Annotated in this window: 19 protein-coding genes and 1 pseudogene; 9 read left to right on the top strand and 11 right to left on the bottom strand. The window is 74.2% G+C overall.

Annotation, left to right across the window (positions count from 1 at the left end):
- Positions 1-5: 5 nt before the first annotated feature.
- Positions 6-128, bottom strand: a complete 123-nt coding sequence (locus tag ACFFHU_RS04860; protein ID WP_377336126.1) for a hypothetical protein — start codon at positions 126-128, stop codon at positions 6-8.
- Between the two features lie 190 nt (positions 129-318).
- Entirely contained in the window at positions 319-1281 is a 963-nt protein-coding gene (locus ACFFHU_RS04855; protein ID WP_377336124.1) for a TIGR03557 family F420-dependent LLM class oxidoreductase, read from the bottom strand.
- 347 nt (positions 1282-1628) lie between these two features.
- Here ACFFHU_RS04855 and ACFFHU_RS04850 point away from each other — a divergent pair, with 347 nt between their 5' ends.
- Positions 1629-3017, top strand: coding sequence for a cellulase family glycosylhydrolase (locus ACFFHU_RS04850; RefSeq protein WP_377336122.1), 1389 nt, complete (start codon positions 1629-1631; stop codon positions 3015-3017).
- 228 nt (positions 3018-3245) lie between these two features.
- Here the strand turns inward: ACFFHU_RS04850 and ACFFHU_RS04845 are convergent, their stop codons facing one another.
- Both ACFFHU_RS04845 and ACFFHU_RS04840 read right to left on the bottom strand, forming a co-directional pair.
- Positions 3246-3602, bottom strand: a complete 357-nt coding sequence (locus ACFFHU_RS04845) for a hypothetical protein (RefSeq protein ID WP_377336120.1) — start codon at positions 3600-3602, stop codon at positions 3246-3248.
- Positions 3603-3933: 331 nt separating this feature from the next.
- Positions 3934-4071, bottom strand: coding sequence for a hypothetical protein (locus tag ACFFHU_RS04840; protein ID WP_377336118.1), 138 nt, complete (start codon positions 4069-4071; stop codon positions 3934-3936).
- A gap of 132 nt (positions 4072-4203) precedes the next feature.
- Here ACFFHU_RS04840 and ACFFHU_RS04835 point away from each other — a divergent pair, with 132 nt between their 5' ends.
- The 4 genes from ACFFHU_RS04835 (at position 4204) to ACFFHU_RS04820 (ending at position 7497) form a co-directional block, all read left to right on the top strand.
- Positions 4204-5511: a sensor histidine kinase gene (locus ACFFHU_RS04835; protein ID WP_377336116.1), complete on the top strand. Its 1308-nt coding sequence runs from the start codon at positions 4204-4206 to the stop codon at positions 5509-5511.
- Positions 5499-6140 carry a response regulator gene (locus tag ACFFHU_RS04830; RefSeq protein ID WP_377336114.1) on the top strand — a complete coding sequence of 214 codons (642 nt, stop codon included), beginning with the start codon at positions 5499-5501 and terminating at the stop codon, positions 6138-6140. Before ACFFHU_RS04835 ends, ACFFHU_RS04830 begins: the two co-directional genes overlap by 13 nt.
- A 122-nt stretch (positions 6141-6262) precedes the next feature.
- Positions 6263-7060 (top strand): class I SAM-dependent methyltransferase, encoded by a 798-nt coding sequence (locus ACFFHU_RS04825; protein WP_377336111.1) that lies wholly within the window; start codon positions 6263-6265, stop codon positions 7058-7060.
- Between the two features lie 161 nt (positions 7061-7221).
- Positions 7222-7497 carry a GlsB/YeaQ/YmgE family stress response membrane protein gene (locus tag ACFFHU_RS04820; RefSeq protein ID WP_377336109.1) on the top strand — a complete coding sequence of 92 codons (276 nt, stop codon included), beginning with the start codon at positions 7222-7224 and terminating at the stop codon, positions 7495-7497.
- Between the two features lie 411 nt (positions 7498-7908).
- Here the strand turns inward: ACFFHU_RS04820 and ACFFHU_RS04815 are convergent, their stop codons facing one another.
- On the bottom strand, positions 7909-8298 hold the full coding sequence (locus ACFFHU_RS04815; protein ID WP_377336107.1) for a hypothetical protein: 390 nt from the start codon (positions 8296-8298) through the stop codon (positions 7909-7911).
- Between the two features lie 312 nt (positions 8299-8610).
- On the opposite strand from ACFFHU_RS04815, the gene ACFFHU_RS04810 reads away from it, so the two are divergent.
- Positions 8611-9003: a hypothetical protein gene (locus tag ACFFHU_RS04810; RefSeq protein WP_377336105.1), complete on the top strand. Its 393-nt coding sequence runs from the start codon at positions 8611-8613 to the stop codon at positions 9001-9003.
- 108 nt (positions 9004-9111) lie between these two features.
- Here ACFFHU_RS04810 and ACFFHU_RS04805 read toward each other — a convergent pair whose 3' ends face one another.
- The 4 genes from ACFFHU_RS04805 to ACFFHU_RS04790 form a co-directional block, all read right to left on the bottom strand.
- Entirely contained in the window at positions 9112-11463 is a 2352-nt protein-coding gene (locus tag ACFFHU_RS04805; RefSeq protein WP_377336103.1) for a HelD family protein, read from the bottom strand.
- A gap of 136 nt (positions 11464-11599) precedes the next feature.
- Positions 11600-12499, bottom strand: coding sequence for an ABC transporter permease (locus tag ACFFHU_RS04800; protein ID WP_377336101.1), 900 nt, complete (start codon positions 12497-12499; stop codon positions 11600-11602).
- Positions 12486-13472, bottom strand: a complete 987-nt coding sequence (locus ACFFHU_RS04795; RefSeq protein WP_377336099.1) for an ABC transporter ATP-binding protein — start codon at positions 13470-13472, stop codon at positions 12486-12488. Before ACFFHU_RS04795 ends, ACFFHU_RS04800 begins: the two co-directional genes overlap by 14 nt.
- Entirely contained in the window at positions 13469-14653 is a 1185-nt protein-coding gene (locus tag ACFFHU_RS04790) for a LolA family protein (protein ID WP_377336097.1), read from the bottom strand. The genes ACFFHU_RS04795 and ACFFHU_RS04790 overlap by 4 nt, the downstream gene beginning before the upstream one ends.
- Positions 14654-14750: 97 nt before the next feature.
- Here ACFFHU_RS04790 and ACFFHU_RS04785 point away from each other — a divergent pair, with 97 nt between their 5' ends.
- Together ACFFHU_RS04785 and ACFFHU_RS04780 are read left to right on the top strand one after the other, a co-directional pair.
- A complete protein-coding gene (locus ACFFHU_RS04785; RefSeq protein WP_377336095.1) occupies positions 14751-15404 on the top strand; it encodes a response regulator transcription factor in 654 nt (217 codons plus the stop codon).
- A gap of 94 nt (positions 15405-15498) precedes the next feature.
- Positions 15499-16929 carry a sensor histidine kinase gene (locus ACFFHU_RS04780; protein WP_377336162.1) on the top strand — a complete coding sequence of 477 codons (1431 nt, stop codon included), beginning with the start codon at positions 15499-15501 and terminating at the stop codon, positions 16927-16929.
- A gap of 1770 nt (positions 16930-18699) precedes the next feature.
- Here the strand turns inward: ACFFHU_RS04780 and ACFFHU_RS31665 are convergent.
- A pseudogene (locus tag ACFFHU_RS31665) lies at positions 18700-19587 on the bottom strand (tetratricopeptide repeat protein); the annotation flags it as partial.
- 57 nt (positions 19588-19644) lie between these two features.
- Positions 19645-20118 (bottom strand): MarR family winged helix-turn-helix transcriptional regulator, encoded by a 474-nt coding sequence (locus tag ACFFHU_RS04770; RefSeq protein WP_377336091.1) that lies wholly within the window; start codon positions 20116-20118, stop codon positions 19645-19647.
- Positions 20119-20170: 52 nt separating this feature from the next.
- Between ACFFHU_RS04770 and ACFFHU_RS04765 the strand changes: the two genes are divergently transcribed.
- The gene (locus ACFFHU_RS04765; RefSeq protein WP_377336089.1) at positions 20171-20686 is read left to right on the top strand and encodes a VOC family protein; all 516 of its coding nucleotides are present in this window, start codon (positions 20171-20173) and stop codon (positions 20684-20686) included.
- Positions 20687-20832: the final 146 nt, after the last annotated feature.

Genomic DNA, 20832 nt, shown 5'->3' with positions numbered 1-20832 from the left:
CCGCCTCAGCGCCCGATGAGATTGACCAGCACGGTCAGCACGATCGAGCCGACCACCGAGAACAGGATCATCAACAGGCAGCCGAGCCCGCCGCCCAGCGGCCGGACCTCCGTGTTTCCTATGCGCACGCTCCGGTGCTACCCGGAGCGTGGGCTCGGAAACGCCGGCGCGGTCGCCTGGTGATCGTTGGCCAGTATCGGCGCCGACGCGCCGTGCCGCCGCACCGAAATCCGCCAACGATCACGGCGTGGGCGGTTCACCCGCGCCTGGAGCGCGGCCGGCACCGGACGGGGGTCCGGCACCGGCCGGCGGGCGGGATCACAGCTGCCGGAGCCGGGGCAGGAACTCGTCGCGGGCCCAGTCCAGGAAGCGGGGCTGGGTCTCGTCGCCGACCTGCACGACGGCTACGTGCGTGAAGCCGGCGTCGACGAACCTCTTGAACGCGGCCACGTGCGCCTCGAGGTCGGGACCGCAGGGGATGCTGTCCGCCACGTCCTCCTCGCGCACGAACGAGCTGGCGCTGTCGAACGACTCCGGCCCGGGCAGGTCTGCGTTCACCTTCCAGCCCAGCCCGAACCAGCGGAACTGCTCGTGGGCGATCTTGCGGCACTGCTCCTCGTCCGGCCCGTAGCAGATGGCCACCTGGCCGTACCGCGGCTTGCCGGCGCCACCGGCCGAGTCGAACAGGTCGATCACGTGCGGATCCGGCTCGGTGTTGATCAGCGCGTCGGCGTACTCGCCGGCCAGGTCCACCGAGGACGGCCCGGACGCGGCGAGCGCGATCGGCACGGGCCGCTCCGGCCGGTCCCACAGGTACGCCTCGGGCACCTCGAAGTGGTCGCCCGAGTAGGTCAGCGTCTCGCCGTCCAGCAGCGGCCGGATGATCTGGAGCGCCTCCTCCAGCATCTCGTGCCGCTCCTGCACGTGCGGCCAGGCGCCCACCACGTGCTCGTTCAGGTTCTCGCCGGAGCCGAGCCCGAGGGTGAACCGGCCGTCCGAGAGCAGCCCCATGGTGGCGGCCTTCTGCGCCACCACGGCCGGGTGGTAGCGGCGGGTCGGGCAGGTCACCATCGTCATGAGGTCGATCCGCGAGGTGGCCTGGGCCACCGCGCCGAGCAGGGACCAGGCGTACGGCGAGTGTCCCTGGGACTCCAGCCAGGGGTAGTAGTGGTCCGAGACGACGGCCAGGCCGAAGCCGGCGTCCTCGGCGCGTACCGCGTAGTCCACCAGCTGTTTCGGTCCGGCCTGCTCGCACATCAGCGTGTATCCCACGGCGACCACGGCGGTCTCTCCTCTCGATCGGATCGCCCAGCACGTACCCGGCAAAGCCGGCCGCGAACCGGCCGCGAGCCGGCCGCCGGCCCGTCCGCCGGGCCGGCCGCCCGCGTCCGGTGTCGGCCTTGACCCCGCCGCGATCCCGGCGGTAAAGTTCGGCCACGCTTAACCGGTTAAGGGCAATGACCGGGTACGCATCGAGCCGGTGGGCGCCGTCCGGGCTGCGGCACCCGCACCCGCCGCGCCATGCCGGGCACCGGCGATCCTCAGGTGCTCCGCGGCGCCTCCGCCGCGCCCAACCCGGGCGCGACCCTCCCGCGTCCCATCGGACGCCCGGTCAACGAGGTAGGCCCATGAGAACCCGCCTGTCCGCCCTCGCTGCGGGGCTGCTCGCCCTGTTCGCGGCGGTATTCGTCCTTGCCCCACCGGCGCAGGCCGCATCCGGTTTATACGTCAGCGGTGGCAAGCTGATGGACGCCAACGGCAACCCCTTCGTGATGCGCGGGGTGAGCCACGCGCACGTCTGGTATCCCCAACAGACCGGCGCCTTCGCCGACATCGCCTCGCTGGGCGCCAACACCGTCCGGGTCGTGCTGGGCAGCGGCGACCGCTGGACGAAGAACAGCCCGAGCGACGTGGCCAACGTCGTCTCGATGTGCAAGGCCAACCGGCTGATCTGCGTGCTCGAGGTGCACGACACCACCGGGTACGGCGAGGACAGCGCGGCGGTCAGCCTGGACCGCGCGGTCGACTACTGGATCGGCCTGAAGAGCGTGCTGGCCGGTCAGGAGCCGTACGTCATCATCAACATCGGCAACGAGCCGTACGGCAACCAGAACTACGGCAACTGGACCAGCGACACGGCCAACGCGATCAAGCGGCTGCGCAGCAACGGCTTCAACCACACCCTGATGGTGGACGGCCCGAACTGGGGTCAGGACTGGTCCTTCACCATGCGCGACAACGCCGCCTCGGTGTTCAACGCCGACCCGAACCGGAACACGGTCTTCTCGATCCACATGTACGGGGTCTACGACACGGCCGCCGAGATCACCGACTATCTGGGCCGGTTCCGCAGCGCGGGCCTGCCGATCGTGGTGGGGGAGTTCGGCTGGAACCACAGCGACGGCAACCCCGACGAGGACACCATCATGTCGTACTCCCAGGCCAACGGGATCGGCTATCTCGGCTGGTCGTGGAGCGGCAACGGCGGCGGCGTCGAATACCTGGACATGGTCACGAACTTCAACAAGAACCAGCTGACCAGCTGGGGTGACCGGATCTTCAACGGCGCCAACGGCATCCGGCAGACCGCCAAGCTGGCCACCGTCTACACCGGAACGCCGCCGACCAGCACCCCGCCGACGAGCACGCCACCGACCACCACGCCACCGACGACCGCGCCACCGACCACGGCTCCGCCGTCCACGCCGCCGGCCGGTAGCGGCTGTACGGCCGCGTACACCCTGATCAACCAATGGCCCGGCGGGTTCCAGGGTGAGTTGAAGGTGACCGCGGGCAACTCCGCGATCAGCGGCTGGACGGTCACCTGGACCTGGAGTGGCGGCCAGCAGATCACCAACTCGTGGAACGCCACGCTCAGCGCCAGCGGCTCGACGGTGACCGCCCGGAACGTGTCGTACAACGGCAGCGTGGGCGCGGGCGCCAGCACCACGTTCGGCTTCACCGCCAACGGCACCGGGGCGGGCGCGGCCCAGTCGGTGCGCTGCACCGCCAGCTGAACAAGTTCAGCTTGATCAACACTGTCTGATCAACGATGTCCGCGATGTGGGGGCGCCGACCGCCCTCGCCGGTCGCCGTCCCCACCGTGGCGGTTGTGGATCGTGGATTCCCGTACCGGCCATGACCGGTACGGGAATCCACGATCCACCGGGCCGGGTCGATCCACCGGGCCGGGTCGATCCACCGGGCCGGGCCGCCGGGTCGCCGCCGGCTCGCCCCTGCATCCGTCACTTCCTGTGGATCTTGGTCGTGCCGGTGTGCGCCGTACCGTCGCGGCTCCGGTGGCCCAACCCGACGTACAGGCAGGCCGCGGCCACCACCAGTTCGGCGGCGGCCGAGCCGGCCGCCGCGGCCAGCGGAGCGCCCGCCGCGCTCGTACAGAGGTCGAACCAGGCGTCCGCGCACATCAGGCTGGCGGTGGCGGTCGCGGCGAGCGCCGCGCGATGGTGGTGCCGGGCGGCCAGCCGAGTGGTCAGCCCGAGCCCGGCCGTGATGGCCACGTCCAAGCCGGTCCAGGCGATGTTCCAGTGCCGAGCGATCGCGCTGTGCGGCAGCAGCGTCGCGATGCCGACCGTCCACGGCACGAGCACCACCGCCGCGGCGATCGGCAGCGCCCGGACAACCCATTCCAGGGCCGACGCCGTCCGCGCCGGGGCCGCGGTCGGTGTCGGTGTCGGTGTCGGGGCTACCGGCCGGGTCGGGGCGGTGGTCCCTGCCGGCGCCGCGGTCCGCGCCGGAGCCGTCGTCCGTGCCGGAGCCGCGGTCCGTGTCGGGGCGGCGGTCGGTGTCGGGGCGGCGGTCCGTGTCGGGGCCGCGGTCCGTGTCGGGGCCGCGGTCCGCGCCGGAGCAGCCGTCCGCGTCCGGGCCGCGGCCCGTATTGGGGCTGCCGTCCCCGTCGGGGACGCGGCCGAGGCCCTACCGCTGGTCAGCACGGGCCCACCCCTCGGGTCCGGCCGGCCCGGTCCGGAGCCACCAGCTGACGACCAGCGCGGCCACCATGACCAGGGCAACGGGCAGGTCGAGCAGCCGTCGGAACCGTGCGGAGATCCTCATGTCCGCCAGCCTGCCGCCGGGGCCGGCGGATGTCGGTAGCGCCGATGTCCGACCCGTGGTGGCACCAGGTACAGGGCGGAACCGGTCGCTGGCGCCAGCGCCGATCGCGCCGGCGCTGGCTAGGGTGGCCTGGTGGCCGGTTGGAACAGCTCCGTGGGCTGGCGCGGTGTCCCCGCGGCGCTGTGGTCCCGGCGCACCTGGCTGGCCGCGGCGCATCTGGGCGTCGGGTCTCTGCTCTGGCTGCTGGTCCTCAGCCCGGCGGCCGTCCTGGCGCCTGCCGCCTGGGCGCTGATCAACGTACCGGTCCTGGGGGAACTGGGCGGTTTGGACGGCCCGCTCGGGGCGCTGGCACGACTCGGCACCTGGCTGGCCGCCCTGCTGATCGCCGCCCTCGTGTCGTTCGCCTTCACCAGCCGGTTCACCGGGTGGCAACGGGCGCGGTTCACGCGGCTTCTCGGCGAGGCGCTCGTACCGGTGCCGGACGGGCGTCCGGACCAGCCCCGCTGGCGGTGGCTGGCCGACCGGGTGGTCGGGCCGGAAACCCGGCGGCAGTTCCGCTACCACGCCCTGGCCGGTGCCGTCACCACGCTGGCTGCCGTCCTGTTCCTGGCGGCGCTGACACTGGGTGGGGGTCTGCTGGCGCTGTCGCTGTCCAGCGGCAAACTGCATCCGGGCTCTCGTGTCGCGGTCGCCCTCTTGGGAGCGGCGGCGCTGGTCGCCGCGACCTGGCTGGCCCGGGGCGCCGCCGCCGTCGACCTTCGGTTGGCCCGGGCGCTGCTGCAACCGTCCGGGACCGAGGCGCTGGCCCGCCGGGTCGAGTCGCTGTCGGCCAGCCGGGCCGGCGCGATCGCGGCGGCGGACGCGGAGCGCCGGCGGATCGAGCGGGACCTGCATGACGGCACGCAGCAGCGGCTGGTCTCCCTGGCCATGAATCTCGGGATGACCCGGGCCGCGCTGCGGGACGCCGATCCCGAGGTCCGCCGCGCGGTGGCGGACGCCCACGAGGAGGCGAAACAGGTGTTGGTCGAGTTGCGCGGGCTCATTCGCGGCCTGCACCCCGCCGTTCTCGACGAGCTCGGACTGGACGCGGCGCTGTCCGGCATCGCGGCCCGCTGCCCGGTGCCGGTCAAACTGCGGGTCGAGCTGCCCGAGCGGCCACCGCCGGCGGTCGAGGCGGTCGCCTACTTCGTCGTCTCGGAGGCGCTCACCAACGTGGCCCGGCACGCCATGGCGAACCGGGCCGAGGTCGTGGTGCGCCGGCAGCCGGGCGGCCTGTTCCTGTCGGTGACCGACGACGGGCGCGGCGGGGCCGATCCGCTGCGCGGGACCGGCCTGCGCGGCCTGCGGCAGCGGGTCGACTCGGTCGACGGCGAGCTGCGGATCGACAGCCCGGCCGGCGGCCCAACCTCGATTGTGGTGACGGTGCCGTGCGGGTCGTGATCGCCGAGGACTCGGTCCTGCTGCGCGACGGGCTGGTCCGGCTGTTCGCGGCGCAGGGCGTCGAGGTGGCGGCGGCGGTGGGCGACGCCGTCGAGCTGCTGCGGGCGGTGGACGAGCACCGACCCGACCTGCTGGTGGCCGACGTACGGATGCCGCCGGGCTTCACCGACGAGGGGCTGCGGGCGGCGTTGCGGGTCCGCCAGGCATGGCCCGAGGTCGGCGTGCTCGTGCTCTCGCAGTACGTCGAGGAGCGGTACGCGACGAAGCTGATCGCCGGTCACACCAGCCGGATCGGCTATCTGCTCAAGGACCGGGTGGCCGACGTCGACGAGTTCGTCGCGGCGGCGCGCCGGGTGGCGGCCGGCGGGACGGCGCTCGACCCCGAGGTGGTGTCGCAGCTGCTGGTCCGCCGGACCGATCCGCTGGAGCGGCTCACCCCGCGCGAGCGTGACGTGCTCGCGCTGATGGCCGAGGGCCGGTCCAACTCCGGCATCGCCGGGGCGCTGGTGGTCAGCGAGAGCGCGGTGGCCAAGCACGTGAACAGCATCTTCACCAAGCTGGATCTGATCCAGGCCGACAACGACCACCGCCGGGTGCTCGCGGTGCTGCGCTTCCTCGGCGCGGGCTGACGGCGGGCGCTCGGCGCGGGTGGCGCCGGGGTGAGCGGTACGGCCGACGCCGGCGCATCCCCGGGTCGTCGACATTGTGATCTGATGTCGATCCTGGGTGGCACCGGCGGACGGGGGGAGCGATGGCGGAGCGACGGGAGCAGCGGGCCGTCTTCGGCGAGGCGGCCGAGCAGTACGACGCGGTCCGCCCGGGCTACCCGGCGGACCTGGTGGCGGACGTCCTCGCGTACGCCGGAAAGGGGCCGGCGGTCGAGGTCGGAGCCGGCACCGGCAAGGCCACCGTGGCGTTCGCGGCGCACGGCCTGGAGCTGACCTGCCTGGAGCCGGACCCGCGGATGGCCGCGGTGCTGCGGCGCAACTGCCGCCCGTACCCCTCGGTGTCGGTGCTGGTCGAACGGTTCGAGGCGTGGTCACCCGACCGGCGGTACGGCCTGCTCTACTCGGCGCAGGCCTGGCACTGGGTGGACCCGGACCGGCGCACCGACCTGGCCGCCGCTGCGCTGGCGCCCGGCGGCGCGCTCGCGGTGTTCGGCAACGTGTTCCTGCTGCCCGACCGGGCGCTGAGCGCCGCGCTGGCCGAGGTCGACATCCGGTACGGGGTGCCGGCCGATGCGCCGCCGCACGCCGGGGACCCGGGCGACGGGGACCGCGTCGAGCGGGACCTCGCGGCCGAGTGGCGCACGATGGGCGTGGCGGACGACGGCCGGTTCACCGATCCGGTGTTTCGGATTTACCGCGGCGGCCGGAGCTATTCGACGGCCGAATACCTCGACCTGCTCGCCTCCATCTCGCATTACCGGATGCTCGAACCGCCCATGCTGGAGCGCGCGCTGCCGGAACTGGGCGCGGTGCTGGACAACCACGGCGGCCGGATCGACTTCACGGTGGTCACCGGCCTCGCGCTGGCCCGACTCGGCTGAACCGGCGGGGGCGACGCCCGCCGCCCGCCGTCGCAAGCGCGCCGTTGCCAAAACTTTACATGGGACAACCGATAGATGGTTTCGGCGCTGAGAGCGGTGGGCATTTCGAGGCTGCCTCGTTCGACGAACGGGTGCAGGTTCTCAACTACTAGGAGCTGACTGTGACCGTCACCGGCATCCTCGTCGCCATCGTCGTGGGTCTGATCATCGGTGCCCTGGGCCGCCTCGTCGTACCGGGCAAGCAGAACATCCCGATCTGGCTGACCATCGTCATCGGCATCGTGGCCGCCCTGCTGGGCACCCTGGTCGCCAGCCTGTTCGGGGTCAAGGACACCAACGGGTTCGACTGGATCGAGTTCTTCCTCCAGGTCGTCTTCGCCGCCATCGGTGTGGCCATCGTGGCCGGCACCTACGGCCGCGGACGCAGCCGGGTCTGACACCTGCGTGGTCGGATCCGACCCGCGGCCTGCCGCCGCGGACAGTCGGCTCCGGTCGGACCGGGCAATGTTGCCCGGCACCGGGACCCCTTCCGGCCCGGCACCCCGTATCGGGGTGCCGGGCCGGAGTCGTACGTGGCGGGACCTGCCGTAGACCGGCCGGCCCCGCGGCCCGCGGCCCACGGCCCGTTCATTTTTTAACGGGCTTCTCCGGTCTGCCCGGCGGCCGTTCATTTTTGAACGGGCTCCTGCGGACATGGTGCGGCCTCCGGAGCGGATGCTCCGGAGGCCGCGGTCGGGGTGCGGGCCGGATGGCGCCCGGGCCGTGCCGAATCGCCGGTCGCGGCGATGCCCTGCCGGATCGCCGGTCGTGGCGGTCAGGCACGTGCCACGGGGGTCATCCGGCGGCCGTCACCGCTGGCGTCCGTGCCGCCACGAGCTGCCCAGCTTGGCCAGCCCCCGGCTACCCAGGTAGGCGATGGTCAGCAGGGTGATCAGCCACCAGGCCTGGTTGGCCTGGAAGATGTCCACGCCGGTGCCGTTGCCGCTACTACCCACCAGGTACGAGGCGAGCAGCACGCCGCCCACCGCGGCCAGGTAGACCCAGAACTCGGTCGACAGGACCGCGGGCTTGGTTTCGGTGCCGGGCGCCGGTGCCCGGGCGCCGTCGGGCATCTGCCGGGCGGTCGGCATGTCCCGCATCTGCCGGGTCTGCGTGTCCGCCATCTGGCGGGTGTCCGCCATCTGGCGGGCATCCGGCATCTGGGCGCCAGCCCTGTTCATCCCTGTCTGCGTGCTCATCTTTTCCTCCTCGGATTCGATGAGGCTGCACCTTCTCGAACCACCCCGGCCGCGCGCGCTACCTGCGGTGACGACCAAGGCGACGGTGGGTTTCCCGACGGGCCGGCCGGCAAACAGATATCCCCGGCGGCCTGGCGTTTATCCGGTCCGTGCGCGGGGAGCCAAGTCCATTTGCCCGTCTGCTGTCACATCCAGGGACTACCTGAGGGTCTACGACTACTGCGCGGACGGCGTCGGGCCCGGCGTTTATCCGTCCCGGCCGGGGGCACGCAAATTGTCTTGTCGTCAGCAGCGGAAGTTGAGGTGGTCCACGTGGGGAACGATTCGGCGCAGCCGCAGCAACCGGCCGGACGGGGGCTTGATCCCGCCGACTACGGACCCGACGCGGCCCGCGAGGTGACGTTGCCGCCCGCGGATCCCGTCCGCGAGGCCAAGGACCGCGATCTGGACGATCCGGCGCACAGCCGGATCGATGCGGACACCCTGCGCGACGGGGGACCGACGGAGACCCCGGGGATGGTCACCACCACCGGTGGCGTGGCCGGTCCGGCCAGCGTGCATCGCCGGCCCCGGCCGACGGGCGGCAACGTCGCGCCGACGACCACCGGCGACGCCACCACGGGCGGGATGGAACCGTCGCGCGGCGGCACGACCAGCGACGCCTCCGGCCCCGCCAGCGAGACCGGTTACTTCACCGAGGACTGACCGCCACCGACACCCACACCCACCTTGTCGATCAGGAAGTTGACCGGCGAAACAGATCGAAAAGCCGGTCAACTTCCTGATCAGCATCGGGGCAGGGGAAGGGGTGAGTCATCCGGCGGCTGCCGGCCGCAGCACGCCGAGCCGCTGGGTCGCCCGGGTGAGAGCGACATACAGGTCGCTCAGCCCGCGGCGTGACTCGGACACCACACCGTCCGGGTCGGTCACCAGGACCGAGTCGAACTCCAGGCCCTTGGCCTGGGGAACGGTGAGCACCACCACCCGCCGCACGAGGTCGGGATCGTTTCCCACCGCCACGTCGGGGACGGCTGCGGCGACCGCCGCCGCCAGCCGGTCGAGGTCGGCCGCCGGGACGATGACCCCGAGCCGGCCGTCACCGATCGCCGCGACCTCGGCCCGGACCTGCTCGATCAGCCGGTCGGGCAGCTCGGCCGGGTCCGGCACCAGCCGGTCCCAGGGCTCGACCCCGGCGTCCCGGACCGCCCGCGGTGGCTCCAGGGCCGGGTCGATGTCGGCGAGCACCTTGGCGGCCACCGCCATGATCTCGCGGGGCGTGCGGTAGCTGACGGTCAGCTCCGCCTGCCGCCACCGGTCCGCCACGTACGGCTCGAGCACCGCTGCCCAGGACGCGGCGCCGGCCAGCGCGCCGGTCTGGGCCACGTCGCCCACCACGGTCATCGACCGGCTCGGGCAGCGGCGCATGAGCAGCCGCCAGGCCATCGCCGAAAGCTCCTGCGCCTCGTCGACGATCACGTGCCCGAACGCCCACTGCCGGTCGGCCGCGGCCCGCTGGGCCGTGCTGAGCCACTCGCCGCCGGTGTGCCGGTCGGCCAGCCGGTCGGCGTCGATCAGGTCGGTGGCCGCAAGGATCTCGCTCTCCTGGTCCTCGAACTCGTACGACTCGGAGCCCTTCGCGATCTCCAGGGCGCCCTCGGCGTACGCGATCCGGCGGCGGCGCTCGCGCTCCTGCGCGGCCCGCCGCGCGCGGTCGTCCTCGCCGAGCAGCTCGGCGGCCTCGTCGAGCAGCGGCACGTCGGCCGGCGTCCACTCCTGCGGCGCGGCCGACCGCAGCAGCAGCGCGCGGTCCCCGGCCGGCAGCGCCGAGGCCGCCGAGTCCAGCGCCTCGGCCGAGCCGAACAGCCCGCCCAGTAGCTGCTGGGCGGTGAGCACCGGCCACAACTCGTCCAGCGCCGCCCGTACCGCGGGATTGGCCCGCAGCTCCCGGCGGATCTCCGCGAGGTCGGCCTCGCCGAGCAGCTGCGGGTCGCCCGGCGCGTCGTTGCCGCCGAGCGGGTCGTCCGCGTACGGGTCGGTGCCGATCCGCTCGGCCAGCTGGGCGGCCAGCGCGTGCACGATCTCGACCTCGAACTGCTCCCGGGCGAGGTTGTGCGGCCGGCCGGCGCGGCGGACCCGCTCCCGGGCGGCCTCCACCGTCGAGCCGGTCAGCTCCAGCGTGACGTCCTCGTCGACCGGGATGGCCATCGGCCGGTCCGGCACCCGCTGCCGGTCCCGGACGGCCGCGGCCAGCACGTCGGCCAGCACCGCGCGGCCCTTGACCTCGGCCACCTCGGCCGGCTCGGCCGCGGTGGCCCGCACCCCCGGGAAGAGGTCGCCGAGCGTGGCCAGTAGCACGCCCGTCTCGGCCAGCGACGGCAGGACGTGCGAGATGTAGCGCAGGAAGGTCGTGTTCGGACCGACGATCAGCACGCCGCGGGTGGAGAGCTGCTGGCGGTACGTGTAGAGCAGGTACGCGGCGCGGTGCAGCGCCACGGCGGTCTTGCCGGTGCCGGGCCCGCCCTGCACCACCAGCACGCCACCGAGGTCGGCCCGGATGACCCGGTCCTGCTCGGCCTGGATGGTCTGCACGATGTCGCCCATCCGGCCGGTCCGGCTGGCGGTCACCGCGGCCAGCAGGGACGCCTCGCCGGTCAGGTCGCTGGCCGGCCCCGGCGCGCCCGCGGACAGGTCGAGCACCTCGTCGTCGACGCCCGTGACGGTGCGGAACCGGGTGCGGATGTGCCGGCGGCGCCGGATCCCCGTCGGCGCGGCGGCGGTGGCCAGGTAGAACGGCCGGGCGGCCGGGGCGCGCCAGTCGACCAGCAGCGGTTCGTGGTCGACGTCCGGGGCGAAGATGCCGATCCGGCCGATGTACCGCGACGGCCCGTCGTCGGGGTCGAGCCGGCCGAAGCACAAACCGTTCTCGACCGCGTTGAGCCGCTCCACCTGGTCGGTGTACATGGCCACCGTGCTGTCCCGTTGCGACCGTTCCTGTTGCGTGCCACCGGTCTGCCGCAGGACGCCGGACCGCCGCTGTTCGGCCTGGTCGCGCAGGTCGTCGAGCCGGTCGTAAAGGTTCGAGACGTACGTCTGCTCGTGCGCGATCTCGGCGGCCTCGGAATCTGGACGGGAATCGAGTTCGGTGCCGCCGGACTGCCTTGACAAATTGGCCCCCTATTTGTTAGGCTTACGCGCAGAACGGCAATTAGCTTGCCGTTCTTTTTTAATGCTCGAACGACAAACGGTACCGCGGTTTCCGCGCGACGGCCAAACAGCAGCCGGCCCGGCGCAGGCCGGCCGGTCAGCTCGTCACGTCGCGGCCGCCGAACCGGGCCCAGGCGGCGGCCAGGAAGATCAGGATGTACGCGCCGGCCGAGACCAGCCCCGGGGTCAGCGCGTACGGGTCGACCGGCGACCGCAGCAGCTCACCGAAGTCCTGCCAGTGGTGCGTGAGCAGGTACGGGTGCAGCCAGCCCAGCTGGGGGATGTTGTCGAGCACGAAGTTCGCCACCGTGAGCATGCTGACCGCGATCGTGGCGCCCATCGGCTGCTCGGTGAGGGTGGACGCGAAGAGGCCGACCGCGCCGAGCGCGCACAGGCAGACCGTGAGATAGCCGCACACCGCCAGCAGCCGGAGCAGCCCTTCGCCGAGCCCGATCTGGGCACCGGAGAGCAACGTCACCGGCCCGCCGCCGAACAGCGCGAGGCCGATCAGCACCCCCACCACGGCCACCAGCAGCGTGACGGACAGCGCGAACACCGCCACGGCCGCGTACTTGACCGCCAGCAGCCGGTTGCGGCTGACCGGCACCGTCAGCAGGTAGCGCAGGGTGCCGAGGTTCGCCTCGCCGGCCACGGCGTCCGAGGAGATGGCGGCCACCGCGATGGGCAGGAAGATCGGCAGCTCGACGGTGAGCGCGGCGAGCGCCACGAAGAACCCGTTCGAGGTGATCGAGGAGAAGAAGTCGCCGCCGCCGCCCTGGTCGTCCGGCGCGCTGAGCCGGACGCCCACCGCGATCACCACGGGCAGCGCGGCCAGCCCGGCGATGCCGATCTGGTTGCGCAGCCGCCCGTAGATGAGCCGCAGCTCGGAGCGGAACAGCCGGCCGCTGAATCGCCGCGCCGGCCGCGTCGCCCCATCGGCCGCCAGCCGCGTCCCGGCCGCGGCGGCCATGGCCGTCCTCCCGTCACCCGCTGACATCGAAGCCCTCCCCGGTCAGCGACACGAACAGCTCCTCCAGGTCCGCCGTGGCCACGGCGAAGCCGCGTACCGGCACGCCCGCGCCGACCAGCGCCACCACCACAGCCTCCGGCGGCACGTCACCCAGGTCGCCGGAGGCCGTCCCGGCCGAGTGCTCGACCCGGTCCAGACCGAGCTCGGTCAGTACCCGGGCGGCCTCGTCCGGCCGGTCGGTGCGGACCCGGGCCCGGGCCGCGGTGCGGGCGCGCAGCTCGGGCAGCGGCGCCTGCGCGACCAGCCGGCCCCGGTGCATGACCCCGACGTGCGTGCACACCTGCTCGACCTCGGCCAGCAGGTGGGTGGAGAGCAGCACGGTGACGCCCTCGCCGGCCAGCTCGCCGATCAGCCCGCGCACCTCCCGGGTGCCCTGCGGGTCGAGGCCGTTGGTGGGCTCGTCGAGGATGAGCAAATCGCGGGGGGCCAGCAGCGCGGCCGCCAGGGCCAGCCGCTGCCGCATGCCCAGCGAGTACGCCCGGAAGCGCTTGGCGGCCGCCGCGGTGAGGCCCACCCGCTCCAGCGCCGCGCCGATCCGCCGGTCCGCGGTGCCCGGATCGGCCGTCCGGTCCGCGGCGTCCAGCCGGCGCAGGTTCGCCGCCCCGGACAGGTACGGGTGGAAGGCGGGACCCTCGACCAGCGCGCCGACCCGGGGCAGCACGGCCGCCGCGCCGGCCGGCATCGGCAGGCCCAGCAGCGAGTGCCGGCCGGCCGTCGGCCGGATCAGCCCGAGCAGCATCCGGATGGTGGTGGTCTTGCCCGACCCGTTGGGACCGAGGAAGCCGAAGACGCTGCCGCGCGGCACGGCCAGGTCGATGCCGTCGACGGCGAGCTGCCGGCCGAACCGCTTGGTGAGCCCGTGCGATTGCACCGCGAGCGCCGACGCCGGGGGCGGCGCCGTGGGCGCCGCCCCCGGGATCGTCCCGGCGCTGGTGGTCACCGGCCGGTCCGGGCCACCTCGTAGAGGCGGTCCGGCGTGACCGCGCCGACCAGCACCCGGCCGTCGTCGGTCAGCAGGGCGGTCACCAGCTTGCTGGTGAACAGCCGGCCGCTGCCCCAGTCGCCGCTGACCTTCGGCAGGCCGTTCAGCAGCGCGCCGAGCTGGTTTCCGGCGTCCGCGCCGGGCGTACCGGCGCCGTCCTTGCCGGCGCGGTCCTTGCCGGCGGCGTCCTTGCCGGCGGCGTCCTTGCCGGCGGCCGGCTTGGCGCCGCCGTCCATCCGGGCCACCAGCACGGTGGTCCAGCCCTTCCCGACGGTACGGGCGCGGCTCGCGGCCGCCTCGGCCCTGGCGTCCGGCTTACCGGCGGCACCGGCCTCCGGCGCGGCGTTCTTGGTGACCACCTTCGTGCCGGCCGGCGGGTTGAAGACGAACTGTTGCGCGTCCGGCCGGGTGAAGTCGACCTGCGTGAACGCGACCTCGAACACCGGCTGCTGGGCGCTCTTCGCGAACACCCGCAGCCGCAGCGGCACGTGCTGCTTGGCGTCGATGGCCACCCGCACCTGCCCCACCAGCGAGGACTTGTCCCGCGGGCCGAGGACCAGCTCGTACGCGTCGCGTCCGGCGATCCGCGCCGTGCGCCCGACCGTCACCTCGGTGGTCGGGTCCACCGCCGCGAGCGCCTGCTCGGCGGCCTGCTGCGGGGTGCTCGGGAGCCCGGTGGCGAGCGACTCGTGGTCCGCGCGATCCGCCTCGGACAGCGTGCGGTGCACCGCCTCGTTCCGCTGGCTGGCCCAGACCCACACGTCGGCGCCGTTGTGGATCATGTCGGTCTCGCCGAGCGTGCCGAGCAGGGCCACCCGCTGGCGCTCCTCGCCGGCGTACCAGACCCGCAGCGTGTGCGTGCCGGACGCCAGCGTGGCGAGGTCGGCCTCGCCCTGACCGGCGCCGAGGTTCGGCAGGCTCGGCAGGCCCAGGTCGGCGCGCTGGACCACCGTGCCGGACAGGCCGTCCAGGCGGGCCGTCTGGAGGTCCACCAGGAGTTGCGCCGCGGTGCGCGGTGGCAGCGCCGGATCGGCCGACGCCGCGAACGTGCCGATCGCCGCGCCACCGCCGAGGACCACCGCGGTGGCGGCGGCCGGGACGATCCAGCGCAGGGCCGGACGGTTGCTGAACATGGACATGTGTGACACCTCCTGTCCCATATGGTGCCGTGCGGGCGCTGTGACGCCGCTGAGAACACCTGTGGAATCCCTCAGCCGGGGTGGCACCCTTACAGTCGTGCGGCTGCTGGTGGTGGAGGACGAGACCCGGCTGGCCCGCGCCCTGCAGCGGGGCCTGCAGGCCGAGGGGTTCGCGGTGGACGTGGCCGCCGACGGCCCGAGCGGGCTCGAGCTGGCCCGGCACGGCGGCTACGACGCGATGATCCTGGACGTCATGCTGCCCGGCCTCTCCGGCTACCAGGTGGTCCGGCGGCTGCGCGGGGACCGCTGCTGGCTGCCGGTGCTGATGCTGTCGGCCAAGGACGGCGAGTACGACCAGGCCGACGGGCTGGACTGCGGCGCCGACGACTACCTCACCAAGCCCTTCTCGTACGTGGTGCTGCTGGCCCGGCTGCGGGCGCTGCTGCGCCGCGGCGCCCCCCGACGGCCGGCGGTGCTCTCGGCCGGCGACCTGAGCCTGGACCCGGCCCGCCGGCTGGTGACCCGGGACGGCGCGGCCGTGGACCTGACCGCCCGGGAGTACGCCGTGCTGGAATACCTCATGCGCCGCGCCGGTGAGGTGGTGTCCAAGACGGAGCTGCTGGACCACGTCTGGGACGACAGCCTGGAGACCGCGCCCAACGCCGTCGAGGTCTACATCGGCTACCTGCGCCGCAAGATTGGCCGGGACCGCCTGCAAACCGTCCGCGGCGCCGGCTACCGGCTGGTCTGACATGAAAGGAAGGGCCCCTTCTTATCGCTTTCTGTATAGCAGGGGCCCCCTGTTAACGGCGCGGCTGCGCGGCCTCGGCCTGCGCGGCCGGCTGCTGGCGCTCGGCGTGGCCGGCCTGGTCGGCGGGCTGGCCGTCGGCGGCGTGCTGCTGGTGCTCGTCCTCGGGTACGCGCTGCAGCGCACCGTGGACACCGAGGCGTTCAAGACCGCCGACGCGGTGGCCCGGCTTTCCGAGCAGCAGGCGCTGCCCGATCCGCTGCCGGTGGCCGGCGGTCAGGTACGGGTGCAGGTGGTCGACGGCGGCGGCCGGATCGTGGCCGCGTCCATCGACGCCGACCGGTTGGTGCCGATGCTCTACCCGCAGGAGCGGGCCCGGATCGGCAACCGGGGCCGGATCACCATCGCCGGGCAGCGGTTCGGGATGCGCGGCCCGGTGCGGGTGGTGGCGGTGACCACCGGACCCGCCGGTGATCCGCAGACCGTCCTGGTGGCCCGCTCGATGGCCGACGTCGTGCAGGGTGTCCAGCTGCTCCGCGACACGCTGCTGGTGGCGTTCCCGCTGCTGGTGGTCCTGCTGGCGGTGGTGGCGTGGCGGGCCGTGGGCGCCACCCTGCGGCCGGTGGAGGCGCTGCGCGCCGGGGCCGAGGAGATCACCCGCAGCGGCCGTCCCGGCCAGCTGCCGGTGCCGCCGTGGCGGGACGAGATCCACCGCCTGGCGGTGACCCTCAACGGCATGCTGGCCCGGCTGGAATCGGCGCGGGTCCGGCAGCGGGCGTTCATCGCCGACGCCGCGCACGAGCTGCGCAGCCCGCTGGCGAACATGCGTACCCAGCTGGAGGTCGCGCAGCGGCTCGGCCCCGGCACGGACTGGGCGGCGGTCACCGAGGACCTGCTGGCGGACAACCTCCGGCTGGGCCGGCTGGTGGACGACCTGCTGCTGCTGGCCCGCAGCGACTCCGAGACCGGCCGGACCGCGCCGCGCCGGCCCGTGGAGCTGGGCGAGTTGATCGGATCCGTGGCTGCCCCGTACCCCGCGCCCCCGGTCCGGGTGGAGCCGCCGACCGCGCCGGTGTGGACGATCGGTGATCGGGACGCGATCTGTCGGATCGTGGCCAACCTGCTGGACAACGCCGTCCGGCACGCCACGAGCCGGGTCACCGTGTCGGTCCGGCCGGATGGCGCGTACCAGCTGCTGACGGTGACCGACGACGGGCCCGGCATCCCGGCCGCGGACCGGGAGCGGGTGTTCGGCCGCTTCACCCGGCTGGACGACGCGCGGGCCCGGGACGCCGGCGGGGCCGGCCTGGGCCTGGCCATCGTGGCCGACCTGGTCCGGCGGCACGGCGGCGGCGTGACGCTCGGCGACGCCGCCCCGGGCGTCCGGGCCGAGGTACGGCTGCCCGCGGCGGTCCCGCCGCCCGCCGAGGCGCCGGCCGGGCTCTCGACGCCGACGCGGGCGCGGCGCCCGGTGGAGTCGCCGGTCGGGTCCCCGGCGGAGCCGCCGGCCGCGGAGGCCGGCGGCTGAGCGGGTCGGCGGCTGAGCGGGTCGGCGGCTGAGCGGGTCGGCGGCTGAGCGGGTCGGCGGTGGTCAACGGCGGCGGTTGGTGCAGACCTGCCGGGACCGGCCGACCGTGTCGGCGGAGTAGGCGATGCCGACCGTGAAGCAGTAGTCCTGCGCGGTGCTCAGGCCGTACACGGTGAAGTTGTGGGTGCCCGCGGGCAGGTCCTGGAAGGCCTGCGGCTGCTGGCCGCGGCGGCCGCCCGCGATCACCACCGGCCCCTCGGCGCCGGCCGGATAGACCCAGGAGAGCGTGACGCTGTCCCCGCTGTCCTTCAGCTTCACGTCGGCCGGGGGAGCGCCGCGACCGGCCGGCGGGGCCGGCGTCGCGGCCCCGCCCGTCGCGGTGGCCGGCGGCGCGGAACCCGGCCCACCGCTGGGGCCGCTGTCCGGCGGCGGCGGGTCACCCGACAGCGCGAAGCCGACGATCACCGCGAGCGCGCCGAGCAGCACGACCAGCAGCCCGGCCACCACGACCGGCAGCATCCGCCGCCGGGTCCCGTCCTCGGGCCGGTGGATGGCGGCCGGCAGCCGGTCCGCGCGGCGGACGTCCGGCAGCCGGTGTACACCGGGAGCGCTCTGCGCCGGCACGCCGGCGCGGTCCGGGCGGCCCTCGGCCGGATCGCTGACCGTGCCGGGTCGCCGGTACCAGCCGGGTCCGGCCGACCACCCCTCGCCCGCCGGCCAGCCGGGCTCGTCCGCCGGCGCCGGCCCGTCCGTCCCGGCCCCCTCGGCGGGTACGGCCGCCGCCGTCCCGCCGCCCGTTGGCGGTACGCCGCCGGCCGCCTCGCCGGCTCCGCGGTCGGCCTCGCGGTCGGCCGTGCCGGTCCAGCCTGGCTGGCCGTCGTCGTAGCCGGCCTCGCGGTCGGCCGTGCCGGTCCAGCCTGGCTGGCCGTCGCCGTAGCCGGCCTCGCGGTCGGCCGTGCCGGTCCAGCCCGGCTGCCCGGCGTCGTAGCCGGCCTCGCGGTCGGCCGTGCCGGTCCAGCCTGGCTGCCCGGCGCCGTAGCCGGCCTCCTGGTCCGCCGGCGCGTTCCAGCCCGCTTGGGTGGCGCCGTACCCGGCCTCATGGCGTGCGGCGTCCTCCCAGCCCGGTCCGGCGTCGTCGTGGCCGGCCTCCTGGCCCGCCGGCGCGTTCCAGCCCGCTTGGGCGTCGTCGTAGCCGGTCCCGTCCCGTGCCGTGCCGTCCCAGGCCGCGGCCGCCTGGTCCTGGTGGTCGGCCGTGACGTTCCAGGCCGGCGCGGCGCCCGCGTGCTGGCCCTCGCGGTCAGCCGTGGCGTCCCAGGCCGGCGGGGCGCCGGCGTGCTGGCCCTCGTCGCCGGCCGCGGCGTCCCAGGCCGGTGCAGTGCCGGCATGCTGCCCGTTCGGATCCGCGGCGTTTCGCCCCGGCTGGGGCTGTGCCGACCCGCCGCTCCGGTAGCCCACCGGCCCGAACGCGGGGTCGGTCGGCTCCTCGAACACGGGCCGGATGCCGGTACCCGCCGCGTCGTACCCCTGCTGGTACGCCGCGTCGTACGTCCCCGGGTAGCCGCCCTCGGCGGCCCCGCCGGAAGCATTGTCGCCGGCGTCGCCGGTCCAGGGTGGCGGCTCCGCCTCGTCGGGCGGCCACCACCCCTCACCGGGCGGCTCGGCCAGGGACGGGTACGGCGTGGCCGCGAAGTCGTCCGGCGCCGGTTGCCGGGGTGGCGGGATGTAGGGCGGAACCGGCGCGCCGGAGTGCGCGGCCGCCGACCGGCCCTCGCGCCGCGGCGGCTCCGCGGGCGTCGACGGCGGCGTCGACGGCGGCGGTTGAGGCCCGGCATCGTCGGCGCCGCCGGCCGCGACACCGCCGGCCGCGACACCGCCGGCCGCGACACCGCCGGCCGCGACATCGCCGGCCGCGACATCGCCGGCCGCGACATCGCCGGCCGCGACGTTGCCGTCCCGGTCCGAGCCGCAGACGTGGCGCGGGTCGGCGGGCGCCCGCGCCAGCGCGGCCACCTGCCGGGTGAGCGGATCGTCCGGGGGCAGGTGCCGGCGGCACAGCTCCCGGGCCAGCGCGAGATGGTCGTGTGCCTCGGTGAACCGGCCGCAGTCGCGTTCCATCGAACCCAGCCGGGCCAGCATCTTGATGCCGCCCGGGTGCGCCTCGCCGTACACCTCCCGGTGCAGTTCCCAGGCGTCGGTCAACCGGTTGCGGGCCAGCTCGCACCGGCCCAGCGCGTACTCCACGGTGGCCAGGTCGGCGTGCGCGGCGAGCACCCGCAGCGACTCCGGCCCGTCCAGGGCGGTGAGCTCGATGATGACGTCCCGGTAGAGCCGGGCCGCCCGCGTGTCGCTGCCTACCCGGTGCAGCACGGCGGCCAGCGTGGCGGCCGCGGTGACGGTACGGGGGTCGCTCACGCCGAACTGCCGCATGGCGGCCGCGTACGCGAAGGCGGCCCAGCCGCGCGCGGCGTGCGGCTCGCCCAGCGCGATCAGGATGCGGGCCTGCAGCCCGGCCGCCTCGGTCAGCTCCTCGGAGGCGTTGCCGGGGCTGGGATCGGCGGTGCCGAGCGCCTGGTCCAGCAACGCCTGCGCGCCGGCCAGGTCGCCCTCCGCGACGAGGTCCTGTGCCGCCCGCGTTACATCACCGTAGCCCTGAGCCACGCCCCATCGTGCTTGCCCGGCGACGGTCAGTACAAGGTCTTGGCGGGGGCAATTTGGTCATGAAGCCGCCTCGCCGGCGGTCAACCGACCGTTCACCGCCTCGCTGATCCGGCGCAGCTGCTCGACCTGTTCGGGGCTGAGCTGGTCGAACAGGTGCCGGCGTACCCCGGCCACGTGGCCGGGAGCGGCGGCCGCGAGGGCCGCGTACCCGTCGTCGGTGAGCAGCGCGACCTGGCCCCGGCGGTCGGCGGCGCAGTCGACGCGGCGGACCCAACCGTTCTCCTCCAGCCGCGCCACCGCGTGCGAGAGCCGGCTGCGGGACGAGCCGGTGACCTCGGCCAGGTCGCTCATCCGCAACCGGCGCTCGGACGCCTCGGAGAGGCGTACGAGGATCTCGTAGTAGGCGTGCGGCATCCCGGCGTCCCGCTGCAACTCGCGGTCCAGCGCGGCCATCAGCCCCCGGGACGCGTCCAGGAAGGCACGCCAGGTCCGCTGCTCGTCCGGCTCCAGCCATCGCGTCACGTCCGCCACCCTACCGGGCAAGTAGTTGAACGTTCAACTAAACCGCGCTACCGTGGTGGGCATGGGCATCCACCGGTTGAACCACGCCGTCCTCTACGTCCGCGACCTGCGCCGCAGCGTCTCCTTCTACACCGAGGTGCTCGGCTTCCGGGCCGTTCCGATGACCCCCGAGGGCTTCACCGGCGCCGCGTTCCTGCAGGCCGCCGGCTCGACCAACGACCACGACCTCGGGCTGTTCGAGATCGGCGCGGACGCCGGCGCCTCGCCGGCCGGCCGCGGCGCCGTCGGCCTCTACCACCTGGCCTGGGAGGTGGACACCCTCGACGAGCTGGAGCGGGTGGCGCGCGCCCTGGCCGCCGCCGGCGCGCTCGCCGGCACCTCCGACCACGGCACCACCAAGAGCCTGTACGGCAAGGACCCCGACGGGCTCGAGTTCGAGGTGGTCTGGCTGGTGCCGGCCGACCGCCTGGACGACGCCGCCCTCTCGGCCCGGCGCCGGATCGGCCGCCTCGACCTGGCAGCCGAGCGGCAGCGCTACGGCGGCCAGACCCGCGGCGGCGTCGGCATCTCGGTCTGACCCGCGAAGGAAGGGCCCCCTGTTATCGCTTTTTGGGGTCTACTGACGTTGTCGTGGGTTCATGGTCGTCCGGGTAGGGGTGGGCAGAGGCCTCCTCGGCGGAGCATGGCCATGGTGATGAGGGCTTGTGGGTTGTGGTAGCCGTA

This window comes from Plantactinospora siamensis (genome assembly GCF_042434095.1).
Taxonomy (GTDB): Bacteria; Actinomycetota; Actinomycetes; order Mycobacteriales; family Micromonosporaceae; genus KBS50.
This window is presented reverse-complemented; position numbering and strand designations above follow the sequence as displayed.

Excerpts from the sequence above, each read along its gene's own strand:
- ACFFHU_RS04850 (WP_377336122.1), top strand. The coding sequence starts at position 1,629 with ATGAGAACCCGCCTGTCCGCCCTCGCTGCGGGGCTGCTCGCCCTGTTC.
- ACFFHU_RS04840 (WP_377336118.1), bottom strand. The coding sequence starts at position 4,071 with ATGAGGATCTCCGCACGGTTCCGACGGCTGCTCGACCTGCCCGTTGCC.
- ACFFHU_RS04825 (WP_377336111.1), top strand. The coding sequence starts at position 6,263 with ATGGCGGAGCGACGGGAGCAGCGGGCCGTCTTCGGCGAGGCGGCCGAG.
- ACFFHU_RS04815 (WP_377336107.1), bottom strand. The coding sequence starts at position 8,298 with ATGAGCACGCAGACAGGGATGAACAGGGCTGGCGCCCAGATGCCGGAT.
- ACFFHU_RS04800 (WP_377336101.1), bottom strand. The coding sequence starts at position 12,499 with ATGTCAGCGGGTGACGGGAGGACGGCCATGGCCGCCGCGGCCGGGACG.
- ACFFHU_RS04790 (WP_377336097.1), bottom strand. The coding sequence starts at position 14,653 with ATGTCCATGTTCAGCAACCGTCCGGCCCTGCGCTGGATCGTCCCGGCC.
- ACFFHU_RS04765 (WP_377336089.1), top strand. The coding sequence starts at position 20,171 with ATGGGCATCCACCGGTTGAACCACGCCGTCCTCTACGTCCGCGACCTG.